The sequence below is a fragment of the Modicisalibacter luteus DSM 23508 genome (genome assembly GCF_000378505.1).
In the GTDB taxonomy this organism is placed as follows: Bacteria; Pseudomonadota; Gammaproteobacteria; order Pseudomonadales; family Halomonadaceae; genus Modicisalibacter; species Modicisalibacter luteus.
In genome coordinates this window covers 236,321-251,243 of sequence record NZ_KB899989.1, presented here as the reverse complement: position 1 = coordinate 251,243, position 14,923 = coordinate 236,321, and the positions used below count along the sequence as shown (strand labels likewise).

At 58.9% G+C, this 14,923-nt stretch carries 14 protein-coding genes; 11 read left to right on the top strand and 3 right to left on the bottom strand.

All coding sequences use genetic code 11. The annotated features are described in order from the left end of the window. Nucleotides 1–24: 24 nt before the first annotated feature. On the bottom strand, nt 25–957 hold the full coding sequence (locus F568_RS0101145; protein ID WP_019016864.1) for a LysR substrate-binding domain-containing protein: 933 nt from the start codon (nt 955–957) through the stop codon (nt 25–27). 154 nt (nt 958–1,111) lie between these two features. Between F568_RS0101145 and F568_RS0101140 the strand changes: the two genes are divergently transcribed. Further along, nucleotides 1,112–2,491 carry an L-serine ammonia-lyase gene (locus F568_RS0101140; protein ID WP_019016863.1) on the top strand — a complete coding sequence of 460 codons (1,380 nt, stop codon included), beginning with the start codon at nt 1,112–1,114 and terminating at the stop codon, nt 2,489–2,491. A gap of 280 nt (nt 2,492–2,771) precedes the next feature. Beyond that, nucleotides 2,772–3,596, top strand: a complete 825-nt coding sequence (locus F568_RS0101135) for a Crp/Fnr family transcriptional regulator (protein WP_019016862.1) — start codon at nt 2,772–2,774, stop codon at nt 3,594–3,596. A 5-nt stretch (nt 3,597–3,601) separates the two neighbouring features. Here the strand turns inward: F568_RS0101135 and F568_RS0101130 are convergent, their stop codons facing one another. Next, nucleotides 3,602–4,474 (bottom strand): LysR family transcriptional regulator, encoded by an 873-nt coding sequence (locus F568_RS0101130; protein ID WP_019016861.1) that lies wholly within the window; start codon nt 4,472–4,474, stop codon nt 3,602–3,604. A 139-nt stretch (nt 4,475–4,613) separates the two neighbouring features. On the opposite strand from F568_RS0101130, the gene F568_RS0101125 reads away from it, so the two are divergent. The 4 genes from F568_RS0101125 (at nt 4,614) to F568_RS0101110 (ending at nt 8,503) form a co-directional block, all read left to right on the top strand. Then, nucleotides 4,614–5,723 (top strand): S-(hydroxymethyl)glutathione dehydrogenase/class III alcohol dehydrogenase, encoded by a 1,110-nt coding sequence (locus tag F568_RS0101125; RefSeq protein WP_019016860.1) that lies wholly within the window; start codon nt 4,614–4,616, stop codon nt 5,721–5,723. A 56-nt stretch (nt 5,724–5,779) separates the two neighbouring features. Continuing rightward, nucleotides 5,780–6,631, top strand: coding sequence for an S-formylglutathione hydrolase (gene fghA, locus F568_RS0101120; RefSeq protein ID WP_019016859.1), 852 nt, complete (start codon nt 5,780–5,782; stop codon nt 6,629–6,631). A 111-nt stretch (nt 6,632–6,742) separates the two neighbouring features. Beyond that, nucleotides 6,743–7,453, top strand: a complete 711-nt coding sequence (gene mtgA / locus F568_RS0101115) for a monofunctional biosynthetic peptidoglycan transglycosylase (protein WP_019016858.1) — start codon at nt 6,743–6,745, stop codon at nt 7,451–7,453. Nucleotides 7,454–7,570: 117 nt separating this feature from the next. Continuing rightward, nucleotides 7,571–8,503, top strand: coding sequence for a Gfo/Idh/MocA family protein (locus F568_RS0101110; RefSeq protein ID WP_019016857.1), 933 nt, complete (start codon nt 7,571–7,573; stop codon nt 8,501–8,503). Here the strand turns inward: F568_RS0101110 and F568_RS0101105 are convergent. Beyond that, a complete protein-coding gene (locus F568_RS0101105) occupies nt 8,500–9,459 on the bottom strand; it encodes a LysR family transcriptional regulator (protein ID WP_019016856.1) in 960 nt (319 codons plus the stop codon). The two genes, F568_RS0101110 and F568_RS0101105, sit on opposite strands and share 4 nt — an antisense overlap. Before the next feature lie 108 nt (nt 9,460–9,567). On the opposite strand from F568_RS0101105, the gene F568_RS0101100 reads away from it, so the two are divergent. The 5 genes from F568_RS0101100 to F568_RS21940 all read left to right on the top strand — a co-directional run. Beyond that, nucleotides 9,568–10,821: an aldose epimerase family protein gene (locus tag F568_RS0101100; protein ID WP_229804231.1), complete on the top strand. Its 1,254-nt coding sequence runs from the start codon at nt 9,568–9,570 to the stop codon at nt 10,819–10,821. 291 nt (nt 10,822–11,112) lie between these two features. Then, nucleotides 11,113–12,108, top strand: a complete 996-nt coding sequence (locus F568_RS0101095; RefSeq protein ID WP_019016854.1) for an arabinose ABC transporter substrate-binding protein — start codon at nt 11,113–11,115, stop codon at nt 12,106–12,108. A 67-nt stretch (nt 12,109–12,175) separates the two neighbouring features. Beyond that, a complete protein-coding gene (gene araG, locus F568_RS0101090; RefSeq protein ID WP_019016853.1) occupies nt 12,176–13,669 on the top strand; it encodes an L-arabinose ABC transporter ATP-binding protein AraG in 1,494 nt (497 codons plus the stop codon). A 23-nt stretch (nt 13,670–13,692) separates the two neighbouring features. Beyond that, entirely contained in the window at nt 13,693–14,706 is a 1,014-nt protein-coding gene (gene araH, locus F568_RS0101085; protein ID WP_019016852.1) for an L-arabinose ABC transporter permease AraH, read from the top strand. Between the two features lie 11 nt (nt 14,707–14,717). Next, nucleotides 14,718–14,923: dihydroxy-acid dehydratase domain-containing protein (locus F568_RS21940; protein ID WP_040475721.1), on the top strand; the 206-nt coding region annotated here is incomplete at its 3' end.

Here is a 14,923-nt window from a genome sequence, read left to right as displayed (position 1 = left end):
GGCTTGCGGGCGTTTTTTTGCTACCTAGGGCGGGCTGGATGGGCCGCTGCGTATTGCTTCCTCAAGGATCCAGTCGTGTACAGCCTGTACACGTCGGTCATCCAGAGCGCCCTGCCGGTAGACGATGCCGTATCGCATTCCCGTGGGAACGCGCTGAGGGAAGGGGGCGATCAGTCTTCCCGTTCTTAGCTCGTCGGTAATCAGGGTGCGCCGTGCAATGGCGACCCCCATGCCGTCAATGGCGGCTTCCATGGTCAGTTGGTTGCGGTTGAAGGTATAGCCCCGCCGCACGTTGACGTTAGGAGCCTCGATAGCGTGCAGGAAATGCTCCCATTCGGCGTAGTCTTGGCTGCCGCGCCAGGCCGTCACGTCATGCAGCAGGGGATAGTAGGCCAGGTCCTCAGGCCGATGCAGGGGCGGTCGGCCTCGTAGTAAAGCTGGCGCGCATACCGGAAAGATGACCTCATCCATCAACGATGTGATCTGCAAGCCTGGATAGTGGCCGTCGTTCAAGTCAATGGCCAGGTCGAAATCGCCATCGCGGAGAGAAAGGTTGCTGTCCTCGGCGGCGATATGCAATTCGATATCGGGAAAGCGTGCCTGCAGCCTCGGTAAACGCGGCATGAGCCACTTGGTCAGGAATGATGGTACCGAGCGCAGCCGCAATATCCCGCTCATGACCCCCGACTTCAAACGTCTGACCTCGAGACCGACTGATTGGTAAGCCTCATCGACCACGCTGGCGAGCCGGCGTCCTTCGTCGGTCAATTCCAGTTGACGAGGCAAGCGGCGGAACAGGCGAAAGCCCAGGCGCTCTTCGAGCTGCTTGACCTGCTGACTCACGGCGCCGGTAGTGACGTGCAGTTCTTCCGCGGCGCGAGTGAACGATAAGTGGCGGGCACTGACGGCGAATACCTTCAGCCAGGCATGGGTCTGTGCGTTGAGGTGGCGGCTCATGGTTTAGCTATTCTAAATCCAAGGCAAAATATTTTGGGTTGTAGCCAATATGGCTGGCCGCCATCCTAGCAGTCAATCGCGTCGTAAAGCGAAATGCTTTAGTCATTCTGATTCGTTAGCGCATTCGTGCCGCTGGCACGTCGAGGAAAATAACATGGCCATCAGTGTATTCGACCTGTTCAAGATAGGCATCGGGCCCTCCAGTTCGCATACGGTTGGCCCCATGCATGCAGCCAGTGAATTCGTCGGGGCTCTGCGTGAGCGCGATCTGCTGGAGCGTGTTGCCCGTATCGAGGTGCGCCTGTACGGCTCACTGTCGGCGACTGGGGCGGGACACGGCACTGATCGTGCCATCATCATGGGGCTGATGGGGGAGCGCCCCGAGCGGATCGATCCGGCGATCGTCGGTCCCTGCCTCGAAGAATTGTTCGAGTCGCAGACACTGCTGCTCGACAGCCGCTGGGCGATTCCCTTCGTCTGGGGACGTGACATGCAATGGCACGAGGAGTGCCTGCCGCATCACCCCAATGCCATGACCCTGATCGCTCATGGGCATGGGAGCGAACTCTATCGCAACACGTTCTATTCGGTGGGTGGTGGCTTTGTCATCGATGAGCAGCAGGCTCAGGCTGGCGATCTCGATACCGATATCACAGCGCTGCCCTACGATTTCAACACAGCGGCGGAGCTCCTGGCCTTGTGTCGCATGCATAGCATGCGCATCAGTGAGTTGATGATGGCCAACGAAAAGGCATGGCGTGACGAAGCCGATATCCGCGCCGGTCTCTGGCGCATCTGGGGTGCCATGCGCGAGTGCGTGGACAACGGCGTCTCGCATGAAGGTGTGCTGCCAGGGGGGCTTAACGTCAGGCGTCGTGCCCGCAAGCTGCATCAGCGCCTGCTGGCGACCGAGGATGATACCAGTCTGATCGCTTCAACCTTCTCGGCGATGGATTGGGTCAACGTCTTTGCCTTGGCAGTCAACGAGGAAAACGCCGCTGGTGGGCGCATGGTCACTGCACCCACCAATGGCGCAGCGGGGATCGTGCCTGCGGTGCTGCATTACTACATGAAGTTTCAGCCGGACGCCAGCGAGCGGGATGTCGTGGATTTTCTGCTGACCGCAGGAGCGGTGGGCATCCTATGCAAGAAGAATGCATCGATCTCTGGTGCGGAAGTCGGCTGCCAGGGCGAGGTTGGTTCCGCTTGTGCCATGGCTGCCGCCGGATTGGCCGAGGTTATGGGGGCGTCGCCGGCCCAGGTGGAGAATGCCGCTGAAATCGGTCTGGAACATAACCTGGGTTTGACCTGTGATCCGGTGGGTGGCCTGGTCCAGGTGCCCTGTATCGAACGTAATGCCATCGCAGCGGTGAAAGCAATCAATGCCGCACAAATGGCCCTGCGGGGCGATGGTGATCACTTCATCTCGCTAGACAAGGTGATTCGAACCATGCGTGATACCGGGCGTGACATGCAAGACAAATACAAGGAGACCTCGAGGGGCGGGCTTGCGGTAAATGCCATCGAATGCTAACCAGAATTTAACGTATCCAGATGGTTGGGCCGGGGCTGAATAGTCCATCTGTGCTGGTGTGGCATGAGCGGTCGGCCAAAAAAGAGATAAGGTTTTCGGCATGTCAGGCCAGTCATGAGGCTTTGATTTAAGTCATTGCTGGCGCTGAATTTGTAGCTCCTGCGTATCTGGCTAACTTAGGTTATTAAACCAAATATATAGATGATACAGAATGTGTCCGAGCTGCCTCGCACGCGCGTACGCGTATGCGAGGCATCAACTGACCGGAGATCATCTGAACGTGAACCTTCAAGACAGTGCTATCGTCCAACAGTTTTTGCAGCATTGTTCTTTGTCTGAGGAAGAGAAGGTTCTCCTGCTCGAACTGGAGCAGAATCCTATCAAGGCAAGTGCCGGAGATATCATCTGGCAGGAAAACAGCAAGGTGGATCAATTCTGCACCATCAGCCAGGGGTGGGCCTACTCATTCCGCAATCTGGGTGATGGCAGCCGGCAGATACTCAAGGTCTATCTGCCCGGCGATATCATCGGCATGCGTGATTTTGCATTCTCGAATCGTCTGGCTGGCGTGGCCATGATAGAAGATGGCGTCGTTAGCCCTTTCTCCCATGAACATTTACTAAGAATCTTTCGCAGTTCCACCGCATTGACGGCGGGGCTTTTCGCGATTGTCTGCCGTCAGCAGGCGATGCTGACCGAAAGGCTGATCAACCTGGCCAGACGGACGGCTCAGCAGCGATTGGCGCATTTCCTGTATGAAATGTATTTACGCCTGGAGCGTATCGGCGCCGTAAACAACGGCCGCTTCCGCCTTCCCTTGTCACAAGAGCAACTAGGGGATGTGTTGGGGCTGAGTGCCGTACACGTGAGTCGCACGTTCACGGCCTTTCGAGAAGAAGGGCTGGTACTGCGTGATAGGCATCGTGTCGCGCTTCTTGACCCGGAGGCGCTGGCCCAGCTGTCGGAATTCGATGGAACCTACCTGAACGATGCGGTGCCCGCCTTGTTCTTCGACCGGGAATGGCAGTCACACATGCTAGCCGGGACGCCTATCAAGAATGAGGAGATGGTGCCGGTAAAATCCCCTTCGGCCCAAGCGGATTAATTTCCCTATCGGGTAAAATGCGCGCACAAATAATCGATGAACTGGCGGATCTTGGGCGACAGGTGGCGATGACGCGGGTAGACCGCCCAGACCGCCGTTCCGATGAACTGAACATTATCGAGGACCGACACGAGACGGCCGCTGGCGAGATATTCCTCGACATAATAGTCGGGGAGTTGCGCCAGGCCGAGGCCCTTCAGGGCGGCGTCCAGCAGAGCCGGCCCCGAGTTGGCCTGCCAGCGCCCGTTGATCCGCACCTCGCGACGCTGTCCATTGACCTCGAATAGCCAGTAATCCCGCGAACCCACCAGACACTGATGGCCGGACAGCTCTGCCAGGCTGTGTGGGTGTGGCGCCTGAGCGAAGTAATCCGGTGAGCCGACCACATACTCGCGGCGCTCGCACAGCCGTCGGGCAATCAGGCTGGAATCCTTGAGTACGCCCATGCGAATCGCTACGTCGAAGCCCTCGTCGATCAGGTCCACCTGTCGGTTGGTGAAATGCATGCGTACTTCCAACTGGGGGTGCAGGTGCTGGAAATCGTTGACCAGCGGGGCAATGTAGCGCTCTCCGAAGGTGGTCGCCGAGGTCAGCTTGAGAACGCCCTGGGGACGCGATTGCAGATCGTTGATGGCGGACTCCGCCTCGCGAAACCCCTCGAACAGATGACGGCAGTAATCATAATAAATTGTTCCAGCATCGGTCAGGTGCAGCTGCCGGGTGGTGCGATAGAGCAACTGCGTGCCGAGCTGGTTTTCCAGCTGGGCGACCAGGCGGCTGATATGTGAGGCCGACACTTTGAGATGTCGGGCCGCGGCCGAAAAACTGCCGAGCCGGACCACCTCACTGAACGCTTCAATACGATCCCAGCGCTGCATTGTTGCTCCTTGGCAATAATCTTGTGACGCCAGTGCCATTTATCGCGGCACCATGTCTCGCCTAGACTGGAGACATTGCCTGACGTCCCGCGGGTCCGCGTGGACGCCATTATCATGTCATTGATTAGGAGAGCGCTTGATGAAGTCACGTGCCGCCATCGCCCTGGAAGCCGGTAAACCGCTGGAACTCGCCGAGATTGATGTCGAAGGTCCAAAGTCAGGCGAGGTCCTGGTACGTATGGCCGCGACCAGCGTCTGCCATACCGATGCGTTTACTCTGTCCGGCGCGGACCCTGAGGGACTTTTCCCCTCGGTGCTGGGCCATGAGGGCGCTGGCGTGGTTCAAGAGGTCGGCGAAGGTGTAACCAGCCTCAAGCCAGGCGACCACGTCATTCCGCTGTACACCGCCGAATGTGGCAAGTGCAAGTTCTGCCTGTCAGGCAAGACCAACCTGTGCAGCTCGGTGCGCGCCACCCAGGGCAAGGGCTTGATGCCCGACGGCACCTCGCGCTTCTCGCTTGATGGCAAGATGCTGCACCACTACATGGGGACCTCGACCTTCTCCGAGTACACGGTGCTGCCGGAAGTGTCGCTGGCCAAGGTCTCTCCTGAGGCGCCGCTGGACAAGATCTGCCTGCTTGGCTGCGGTGTGACCACGGGTATCGGCGCGGTACTCAATACTGCCAAGGTCGAGCCCGGCTCGACTGTCGCCGTGTTCGGTCTCGGCGCCATTGGCTTGGCGGTCATCCAGGGCGCGCAGATGGCCAAAGCCTCGCGCATTATTGCCATCGACGTCAATCCCGACAAGTTCGAGCTGGCGCGCCAGTTCGGTGCTACCGACTTCGTCAATCCCAAAGACTATTCCGACCCGATCCAGCAGGTTATCGTCGACCTGACCGATGGCGGGGTCGATTATTCCTTCGAGTGTATCGGTAACGTCAATGTCATGCGTTCGGCCCTTGAATGCTGCCACAAGGGCTGGGGTGAATCGATCATCATCGGTGTGGCCGGCGCAGGCGAAGAAATTGCCACACGTCCGTTCCAGCTGGTTACCGGACGCGTCTGGAAGGGCTCTGCGTTCGGGGGAGTCAAGGGGCGCAGCGAGCTGCCCGGCTACGTTGACGATTACATGAACGGCAAGATCAAGATCGATGAGTTCATTACCCACGACATGCCCTTCGACAAGATCAACGACGCATTCGACCTGCTGCACCAGGGCAAGAGTATCCGTACCGTGCTTCACTACTGAACAGGGAAGGGCGTCGCGTGTGCGGCGCCCGGCACGTCGTTAGACAAGGAGGACGCATGACCATGACCGAGACGTTGGAGCTGGTTTCTGCCAACAAGTGTTTTGGCGGCTGGCTCAAGCGCTACAAGCACCATGCCAGGGCCCTCGATTGCGAGATGACCTTTTCGATCTACCTGCCGCCTCAAGCGGAGGAAGGGAAGGTGCCCCTGTTATGGTGGCTATCGGGGCTGACCTGTACCGACGAGAACTTCATGCAGAAGGCTGGCGCTCAGCGCGTTGCCGCCGAGCTGGGCATCGCCATTGTCTGCCCCGATACCAGTCCGCGCGGCCTGGATCTGCCCGGCGAACATGATAGCTACGACTTCGGCTCGGGCGCGGGATTCTATCTCAATGCCAAGCTTGAGCCGTGGGCACGTCACTACCGCATGTACGATTACGTCAACGACGAGTTGCCATCAGTGGTGCGCCAGCATTTTCCGGTCAATGGGCGCGAGTCGATCAGCGGCCATTCAATGGGCGGCCATGGCGCGCTGGTGATGGCACTGCGCCAGCCGGGACGCTTCGCCTCGGTGTCGGCGTTCGCGCCGATCGTCAATCCCATGGACGCGCCCTGGGGCAACAAGGCGTTCAAGAACTATCTGGGCGAGGAGCGTGGTGACTGGCGTCCCTATGATGCCTGTGAGCTGGTGGCCAAGGGCGCTTCGCGCCAGCCACTGTTCATCGATCAGGGCGAGGCTGACCAATTCCTTGAAGAACAGCTCAAGCCCGAGCGCCTGGAAACGGTATGCAAGACTCACGACCACCCGCTTACCCTGCGTCTTCAGCCGGGCTACGATCACAGCTACTATTTCATCGCCACCTTCATCGAGGATCACCTGCGTTACCACGCTGAATATCTGCAAAAGTGAAACGTCTTGAATGCCGACTGGCGTTTTGATGCCGGCCATGGGTAGTCCCGCCGAAACCCGTGGCCGGCATTGTTATACTGGGCGCGTCCGTTACCGATAAGAGTTCATGACATGACGCAGGGCTGGCCGCGCCGGGTACTACGCTATTTCCTTATCGCCATTGCCGGCTTCGTTACTGTCTCGGTGCTGCTGGTGTTGCTGTTGCGTGTGGTGCCGGTGTTCGGCTCGATGGTCATGGTCGAGCGCAAGGTACAATCTTGGGTATCGGCGGAGTCGTTGAACATCCGGCATGACTGGACGCCTTGGGAGCGTCTATCGGACCAGGCCAAGCTGGCAGTAATCGCGGCCGAGGATCAGAAGTTTCCGCAGCACTACGGCTTCGATTTCGACCAAATGCGCAAGGCGCTGATGGCATGGCGCTCGGGCGACAATCTCCGGGGTGCCAGTACCATCTCCCAGCAAACAGCCAAGAACCTGTTCCTGTGGACCGGGCGCAACTGGTTGCGCAAGGCACTGGAAGCCTGGTTCACGGTACTCATTGAGCTGCTCTGGCCCAAGGAGCGTATCCTTGAGGTCTATCTCAACATTGCCGAGTGGGATAACGGCGTGTTCGGTCTTGAGGCGGCTGCCCAACACTATTTCGGTGTTTCGGCATCCGAACTCAACACTACCCAGGCCAGCCGACTGGCGGCCATCCTGCCCAACCCTCGAGAGTGGAGCGCCTCACGACCTTCGTCGTACGTTCTGCAACGCAGTCAGTGGATCCAACGTCAGATGCGACAGCTTGGTGGGGTGCGCTATCTCGAGCGTCTTGAGCCATGACGGGGCTGCAACGATAGCGATCCGGCCATGAAGACATGGCCGAACGGTTATTGGCCCTGACGGCGCGGGGCCGCTATGGTGTCGGGACGTTTTTTCAGCGACATAAGGCAACAGGACATGCCCCCCATCAAGATCGGTATCGTCGGCCTGGGCAAGATTGCCCGTGACCAGCATCTGCCCGCCCTGGCGGCCAATCCCGACTTCGAGTTAGTTGCGGTGGCCAGCCGCAATGCTTCCCTTGAGGATGCCGCCAATTTTGCGACGCTCGAGGAAATGTTGGCCGGCGTGCCTGAGCTCGACGCCGTCTCTCTGTGCACGCCGCCCACGGTGCGCTATGGCCAGGCCCGTCAAGCGTTGCAGGCCGGCAAGCACGTGATGCTGGAGAAGCCCCCGGGCGCTACGCTCAGCGAGGTCGAGGACTTGACGAGACTGGCCGAGGCCTCGCCGGGCAGCCTGTTCGCCACTTGGCATTCACGCCATGCACCAACGGTAGCACCCGCTCGGAAGTGGTTGGCCTCGCGCCAGATAAGCAAGGTACACATCGAGTGGAAAGAGGACGTGCGCGTCTGGCACCCGGGGCAGCGTTGGATCTGGGAGCCGGGCGGCATGGGCGTGTTCGACCCGGCCATCAATGCCCTGTCGATCGTCACCGCGATCCTGCCGCGCAGTTTCTTCCTGCGTGAAGGCACGCTAAAGGTGCCCGAGAATTGCCAAGCGCCCATTGCTGCCAAGCTCCGCTTCAGCGACAGTGAAGAAACACCGATCACGGCGGACCTCGACTTCCTGCAGACTGGTCCGCAGACCTGGGATATCCACATCGAGACCGATGCCGGCAACCTGACCCTGCGTAAGGGGGGGAGCCAGATGTTCATTGATGACCGGTTGGAGCACGAGGCGCCTGAACAGGAATATCCTGGCCTTTATGCGCGCTTCGCCGAGCTTGTTGCCCGTTGTGAGAGTGAGGTCGACGTAGCGCCACTACGTCATGTCGCCGATGCCTTCCTGCTGGGGCGGCGCGAGACGGTGGCGCCGTTCCACGACGAGAGCTAGGTAGCCACGACCATCTGGCGCTGGTGGGCGATGATTTCGCGGAGAGTGCTCATCAGCGCACCGGCGCCAGGGGACAAGCGCTGCTTGCGTAGGCTGACCAGGCCATAAGGCTGGACACTTAGCGTTTCGGTGAAAGGCAGGATGCGAAACCGCTGTGGCGCGCATAACAGGTCGGCCACCTCGCGCGTTGTCACCGTCAAGGCATCGGACTTGGCGACCAAGGCCAGTGATACCAGTACATCGGGCGTGTCCACGATCCGGTCGGGCGCTTCAATACCATGATGCATCAACAGGTGCTCGACCCGCTGGCGCATCAGGGCGCCTGGTGGCTGCAGTGACCATGGGTAAGGCACCATGTCCGCGAGCGTGGGCTGCGCCTTGCCTGCCAGGGGATGCCCTTCCCGACACACGAAACAGATCTCTTCTTCGCCGATTTCCTCAAAAACGAAGTGCTCCGTGGAAAACCCTTCCGGAATGCGGGTGATGGCGAAGTCGAATTCCCCTTGCATCAGGCGTGGTATCAGCGATTTGCTGACGTCCACGTCGACTCGCACCTTAAGCCCCGGCAGATCGCGATGCACACGCTCAATAGCGCTGGTCAGCAGCGTTACTGCCGGCGCCATTACCGTGCCCACCGAGACCACGCCGGCATTGCCTTCGCGCAAAGCATTGAGTTCGTCCCCCGTGTGATGCAATTCGGAGAGGATGCTACGGGCATGGCGCACCATGATCTCGCCATACCAGTTGGGTATGACCCCGCGTGAATGGCGGTCGAACAGGGCCACACCCAACTGGTTTTCGAGATCGCCAAGCAACTTGGAGGCCGCCGGCTGGCTCATCGCCAGGCTGGCTGCAGCCCGGTGCAGATTGCGATGCTCGTCCAGGGCAAGAAATAACTGTAAATGGCGTAACTTTAGTCTTACGCGAAGAAACCAGTCGGGAGGCAGTGCCCCCATCGTGTGCTTTCTGTTCATTGATCGATAGCCAATGTGATATCTGTTTTTATAAAGAGTGTGATTAGTGAGGCCTTCCCCGGCCGTCTACCGTAAAAAACGGAGTGTGCCTTGACTCCCAAAGCGGCAATAACTACACAATTTCCGAACGGCAGACAGGAGCCTTATATTATGTCTCGACTCTCTACCTTCCCATGGCTAGCACTGACGGCTGGCGTGGCTACCCTGCTGAACGTAGCTCAAGCCAGCGATAATAACAGTGAAACATCAGGCGTCGAAAAGTCGACATTCGGCAAGCTTCCCGATGGACGAATCGTCGAAGTTTATCGCCTTACCAATGCTAATGGAATCACGATGCGTGTCATCAATTACGGTGGCATCATCGTCTCTCTTAAGACCCCCGATGCTCAAGGGAATTTTGAAGATATTGTGTTGGGCTTCAATTCTCTGGAAGGCTACCTGTCCGATACCTATCGCCAGGCCAATCCCTATTTTGGTGCAATCATTGGTCGTTATGGCAATCGCATCGCCGGGGGAAAGTTCACCTTGAACGGTACGGACTATCAGCTGGCAACCAATGATGGTAACAACCATCTTCATGGCGGCGATAAGGGCTTTGATCAAGTGCTATGGAACGCGAAGCCTTTCGAAGATGAGAATGGTGTTGGTGTCATCCTTTCATACATTAGCCCCGACGGAGAAGAAGGTTATCCGGGCGAGCTCGAAACCGAGGTTACCTACACACTGACCGATGCCGATGAGTTGGACATCACTTACCGCGCCACCGCGACGAAACCTACTCCGGTCAATTTGACCCAGCACAGCTACTTCAACCTCGATGGCGAAGGGAGTGGCAGCGTTCTTGACCATTATTTAATGCTCAATGCCGAAGCGTTCACGCCGGTGAATGATAACTTGATTCCTACCGGTGAGATTCGTCCCGTCGATGGGACGCCCTTTGACTTTACCGAGCCGACGCCGATCGGCGAGCGTATCGAGCAAGACAATCAACAGCTGACCTTCGGCAAGGGTTACGACCATAATTTCGTGCTCAAACGAGAGTCACCACAGAGCGATGAGCTGGTACTGGCTGCCCGAGTCTGGGAGCCGGACAGTGGCCGTGTTCTCGAGGTGGAAACTACCGAGCCGGGAATTCAGTTCTACTCTGGCAACTTTCTTGATGGCCAATTAACCGGTAAGCAGGGCGAGACTTATGGACATCGTTCAGGGTTCGCTTTGGAAACGCAGCATTTCCCTAACTCCCCCAACCAGGAGAAATTTCCTCCAACGATATTGCGTCCCGGGGAGACTTATCGCTCTCATACGATCTATCGCTTTTCTGCCCAGCCTTCCCTAGGAGAATAGCGACTAATACATCTTCACTACGAGAGCCGGTGTGCTTATTGCCACCGGTTTTTTATGACTCGCCAAAAGGCTAAGAAGACTTTAGTCGCAAGTCAGCTCCTCATTTAAAACTCACTCTGCCCATGGCAAAAGGGCTCCTATCGCCGTGATACCGGTATGTATATGACGGTTTCCGGAAAGGGGTATTGGTGGGTTATTTGCGCGTTATCTATTGTCAGCAACGTAACAATGACATGCTCATGTCGAGTCCGGAAAACAAGAATGCCCCCTGGGGGTAAGGAGTCTTGCCTGATGTCATTCAATAACTCCCTTTCTCGCCTGGTACTGAGTGTTGGTCTAGCACTCGGTACGTTCAGTGCTGCACAGGCCGCTGAAGACGACGTCAAGATGGGGTTTATCGTCAAGAAGCCCGAGCAGGCCTGGTTCATCAATGAACAGGATGCCGCCACCCAGCTGGGCGAAGAGATGGGCTTTGATGTGGTCAGGTTGGCCGGTGAAGATGGCCAGCAGGTGCTCAGCGCCATCGATAACCTGAATTCCCAGGGCGCTCAGGGGTTCGTGATCTGCCCGCCTGACGTGCGCCTGGGACCGGCGATCATGAACCGCGCCAAGCAGTACGGCATGAAGGTCGTGACGGTCGACGACCGCTTTGTCGGGCCCGATGGCCAGCCCATGGAAGACGTGCCGCATCTGGGTATGTCGGGCTACAAGATCGGCCAGCAGGTCGGCAATGCCATCGCCGAGGAGATGAAAGCGCGCGGCTGGGATTCCGAGAATGTCGCTGCGCTGCGCATTACCAACTATGAGCTCCCTACCGCCAAGGAACGCACCGACGGTGCCACCGATGCGCTACTCAAGGCCGGCTTCAAGCAGGCAAATATCTTCGATGCGCCGCAACAGAATACCGATACCAGCAGCGCTTTCGCAGCGGCATCGCCGGTTCTTTCCAAGAACGGCGATTATGAGCATTGGGTGATCTATGCGCTCAACGAGGAAAGCGTACTGGGTGGCGTACGTGCCAGCGAGCAGTATGGCCTGAGCCCCGACCAAGTCATTGGCGTGGGTATCAATGGGTCCGGGGCGGCATTCGCCGAGTTCTCCCGCGAGAAGCCAACCGGCTTCCATGGCACCGTGGCAGTGAGCTCCACCATGCACGGACAGCAGACTGCAGAGAATCTCTACCAGTGGATCACCGAGGGCGAGAAGCCACCGGCCAATACCGAAACCACCGGAACCCTGATGACCCGAGACAACTGGGAGCAGGTACGCCAGGACCTGAACCTGTAAGCATCCGCCCGTCCATGGCGCGATAGGCCTTGGGCGGGATCTGTCTCACTCCAGTGGAGTCCATCCCATGAGCGAACCCTATCTTCGGATCGACGGAGTTACCGTCGAGTTCCCCGGCGTGCGCGCACTCGACGGCGTCAGTTTCGGTGCCAAGTCGGGCGAGGTGCACGCACTGATGGGCGAGAATGGCGCCGGCAAGTCGACTTTGCTCAAAGTGCTAAGTGGCGTCAACAAGGTGACCGCCGGGGCGCTGTGGATCGATGGTGAGCGTCATGTGTTCGCCAACGCGCGTGAGGCCCTGGCACAGGGTATCGCCATCATCTACCAGGAACTGACGCTATCCCCCAACCTGTCGGTGGCGGAGAACCTTCTGCTTGGCCAATTGCCCGAGCGTCGAGGCTTCATTGACCGGCGTCAGTTACGTGAGCGGGCTGTCAAGGTACTGCACGATTTGGGGGAAGAGGGCATTCATCCCTCGACCAAGGTTCGCGATCTTTCGATCGGCCAGCAGCAAATGATCGAGATCGGCCGAGCCCTGTTGCGTGATGCCCGGATCATCGCCTTCGATGAGCCTACCAGCAGCCTCTCGGTGCAGGAGATACGGCACCTAAAGCGGATCGTGGCGCGCCTGCGCGACGAAGGACGGGTGGTGTTGTACGTCACCCACCGCATGGAAGAAGTTTTCGAAATGTGCGACGCCGTCACCGTTTTCCGTGACGGTCAACACATTCGTACTCACGAGTCCTTGGCGGGGCTCGACCATGACACGCTGGTTAGCGAGATGGTCGGGCGCGAGATCGAGGATGTCTATGGCTACCGGTCGCGGCAGGTAGGCGAGCCGCTGATGCGTGTCGAGGGGCTGCTTGGACACGGCGTACGCAAACCGATCAGCTTCGAGGTACGGCGCGGCGAGGTGCTAGGCCTGTTCGGGTTGGTCGGCGCCGGGCGCAGCGAACTGATGCGCCTGGTGTGTGGCGTCGAGAAAGCCAGCGAGGGGGTGGTGCGTTTCGCCGGCGAGGAACGACGCTTCGACAGCCCCCACGAGGCCATTCGTGCCGGCATCGCCATGTGTCCTGAGGACCGCAAGTCGCAGGGCATCTTTCCGGTGGCTAGTGTAGCCGACAACCTCAACATCAGCTGCCGGCGTTTCTTCAGACGCTGGGGCGTTTTCCGCAATCCTGCGCGTGAAGCCGCCAACGCCACCGATTACATCCAGCGCCTGAGCATCAAGACGCCTGGCCCGCGCACACGCATCAGTACGCTGTCGGGCGGCAATCAGCAGAAGGTCATCCTGGCGCGCTGGCTCTCCGAAGAAATCGAACTGTTCGTGATGGACGAGCCAACCCGCGGTATCGATGTCGGTGCCCGCCGCGATATCTACTCCTTGCTCTACGACCTGGCCGAGCAGGGCAAGAGCGTCGTAGTAATTTCCAGCGACCTCGCCGAGGTCAGCTCGATCTGTGACCGAGTCGGCGTAATGCGCGATGGCGAACTGATCGACATCCTGCCTCGCGATGAGGCCACTCCTGAACGACTCCTGGGCCTGGCGCTGCCGGCCTGATCCGATTCGAAGAGGACAAGAACATGTCTACCGAAAAATTGGCCAAGGCCGGCACTGCGCCGAGCGGTGGCGCATCTGGTCACGCAGGAATGCCCAAGGCGCTGCGCACGCTGCTCGACACCTCTGGCTTGATTGCCATCTTTATCTTGCTGTTCATCGGCCTTTCGGTACTGGTGCCCGACTTTCTGACCGGACGCAACATCGTCGGTCTGCTGCTATCGGTGACACTGATCGGCACTATCGCCACGACCATGATGATGGTGCTGGCGCTGGGCGAAGTCGATCTTTCTGTGGCCTCGATCGTCGCTTTTGCCGGCGTGGTAGCCGCGGTCATCACATCGACTTCGGGCAGTGTAGTCATCGGAGTGCTCGGCGGTGTAGCCGCCGGCGGCGCGGTCGGCGCCTTCAACGGCTTCGTGGTGGCACGCTTCGGCATCAATTCGCTGATCGCCACGCTGGCAGCCATGGAGTTTGTGCGTGGCCTGGCCTACATCACCTCCGGAGGTGACGCGGTGATGATCACCGTGCCGGGGTTCTTCGAGTTGGGCAGTGCCTCCTTCCTGGGCCTGACCCTGCCGGTGTGGACGATGATCATATGCTTCGTGATTTTCGGCGTACTGCTCAATATGACTGCTTTCGGGCGCAACGTGCTCGCCACCGGTGGCAACGCCGAGGCGGCGAGCCTGGCCGGGGTCAATGTACGTCGACTCAAGATTACCGTGTTCGCATTGCAGGGCGTAGTTGCCGGTATCGCTGGGGTATTGCTGACCTCACGCATGGGCTTGGGTGATCCCAACACTTCGCTGGGGCTGGAGCTCGCAGTGATCTCGGCCTGTGTGCTGGGCGGCGTATCGCTGTCAGGTGGCGTGGCGTCTATTACCGGCGTGCTGGTTGGCGTACTGATCATGGGCTGCGTGCAGAACGCCATGGGCCTGCTCAACGTGCCGACTTTCTATCAGTACCTGGTGCGTGGGGCGATCCTGCTGCTGGCCGTGATGTTTGACCGCTGGAAACAGACCCGTCGAGCCAAGGCGTAAGGAGCTGATTCATGTCCAATGTGAAACGCCCGCTTCGCAGTGCCGCCTGGTTCGGCAGCGCCGACAAGAACGGCTTCATGTACCGCAGCTGGATGAAGAACCAGGGCATCCCCGACCACGAATTCCAGGGCAAGCCGATCATCGGCATCTGCAACACCTGGTCGGAGCTCACGCCGTGCAACGCCCACTTCCGCAAGATCGCCGAGCACGTCAAGAA

Excerpts from the sequence above, each read along its gene's own strand:
- F568_RS0101110 (WP_019016857.1), top strand. The coding sequence starts at position 7,571 with ATGCCCCCCATCAAGATCGGTATCGTCGGCCTGGGCAAGATTGCCCGT.
- araG (WP_019016853.1), top strand. The coding sequence starts at position 12,176 with ATGAGCGAACCCTATCTTCGGATCGACGGAGTTACCGTCGAGTTCCCC.
- F568_RS0101125 (WP_019016860.1), top strand. The coding sequence starts at position 4,614 with ATGAAGTCACGTGCCGCCATCGCCCTGGAAGCCGGTAAACCGCTGGAA.
- fghA (WP_019016859.1), top strand. The coding sequence starts at position 5,780 with ATGACCATGACCGAGACGTTGGAGCTGGTTTCTGCCAACAAGTGTTTT.
- mtgA (WP_019016858.1), top strand. The coding sequence starts at position 6,743 with ATGACGCAGGGCTGGCCGCGCCGGGTACTACGCTATTTCCTTATCGCC.
- F568_RS0101140 (WP_019016863.1), top strand. The coding sequence starts at position 1,112 with ATGGCCATCAGTGTATTCGACCTGTTCAAGATAGGCATCGGGCCCTCC.
- F568_RS0101105 (WP_019016856.1), bottom strand. The coding sequence starts at position 9,459 with ATGGGGGCACTGCCTCCCGACTGGTTTCTTCGCGTAAGACTAAAGTTA.
- F568_RS0101130 (WP_019016861.1), bottom strand. The coding sequence starts at position 4,474 with ATGCAGCGCTGGGATCGTATTGAAGCGTTCAGTGAGGTGGTCCGGCTC.
- araH (WP_019016852.1), top strand. The coding sequence starts at position 13,693 with ATGTCTACCGAAAAATTGGCCAAGGCCGGCACTGCGCCGAGCGGTGGC.
- F568_RS0101145 (WP_019016864.1), bottom strand. The coding sequence starts at position 957 with ATGAGCCGCCACCTCAACGCACAGACCCATGCCTGGCTGAAGGTATTC.
- F568_RS0101095 (WP_019016854.1), top strand. The coding sequence starts at position 11,113 with ATGTCATTCAATAACTCCCTTTCTCGCCTGGTACTGAGTGTTGGTCTA.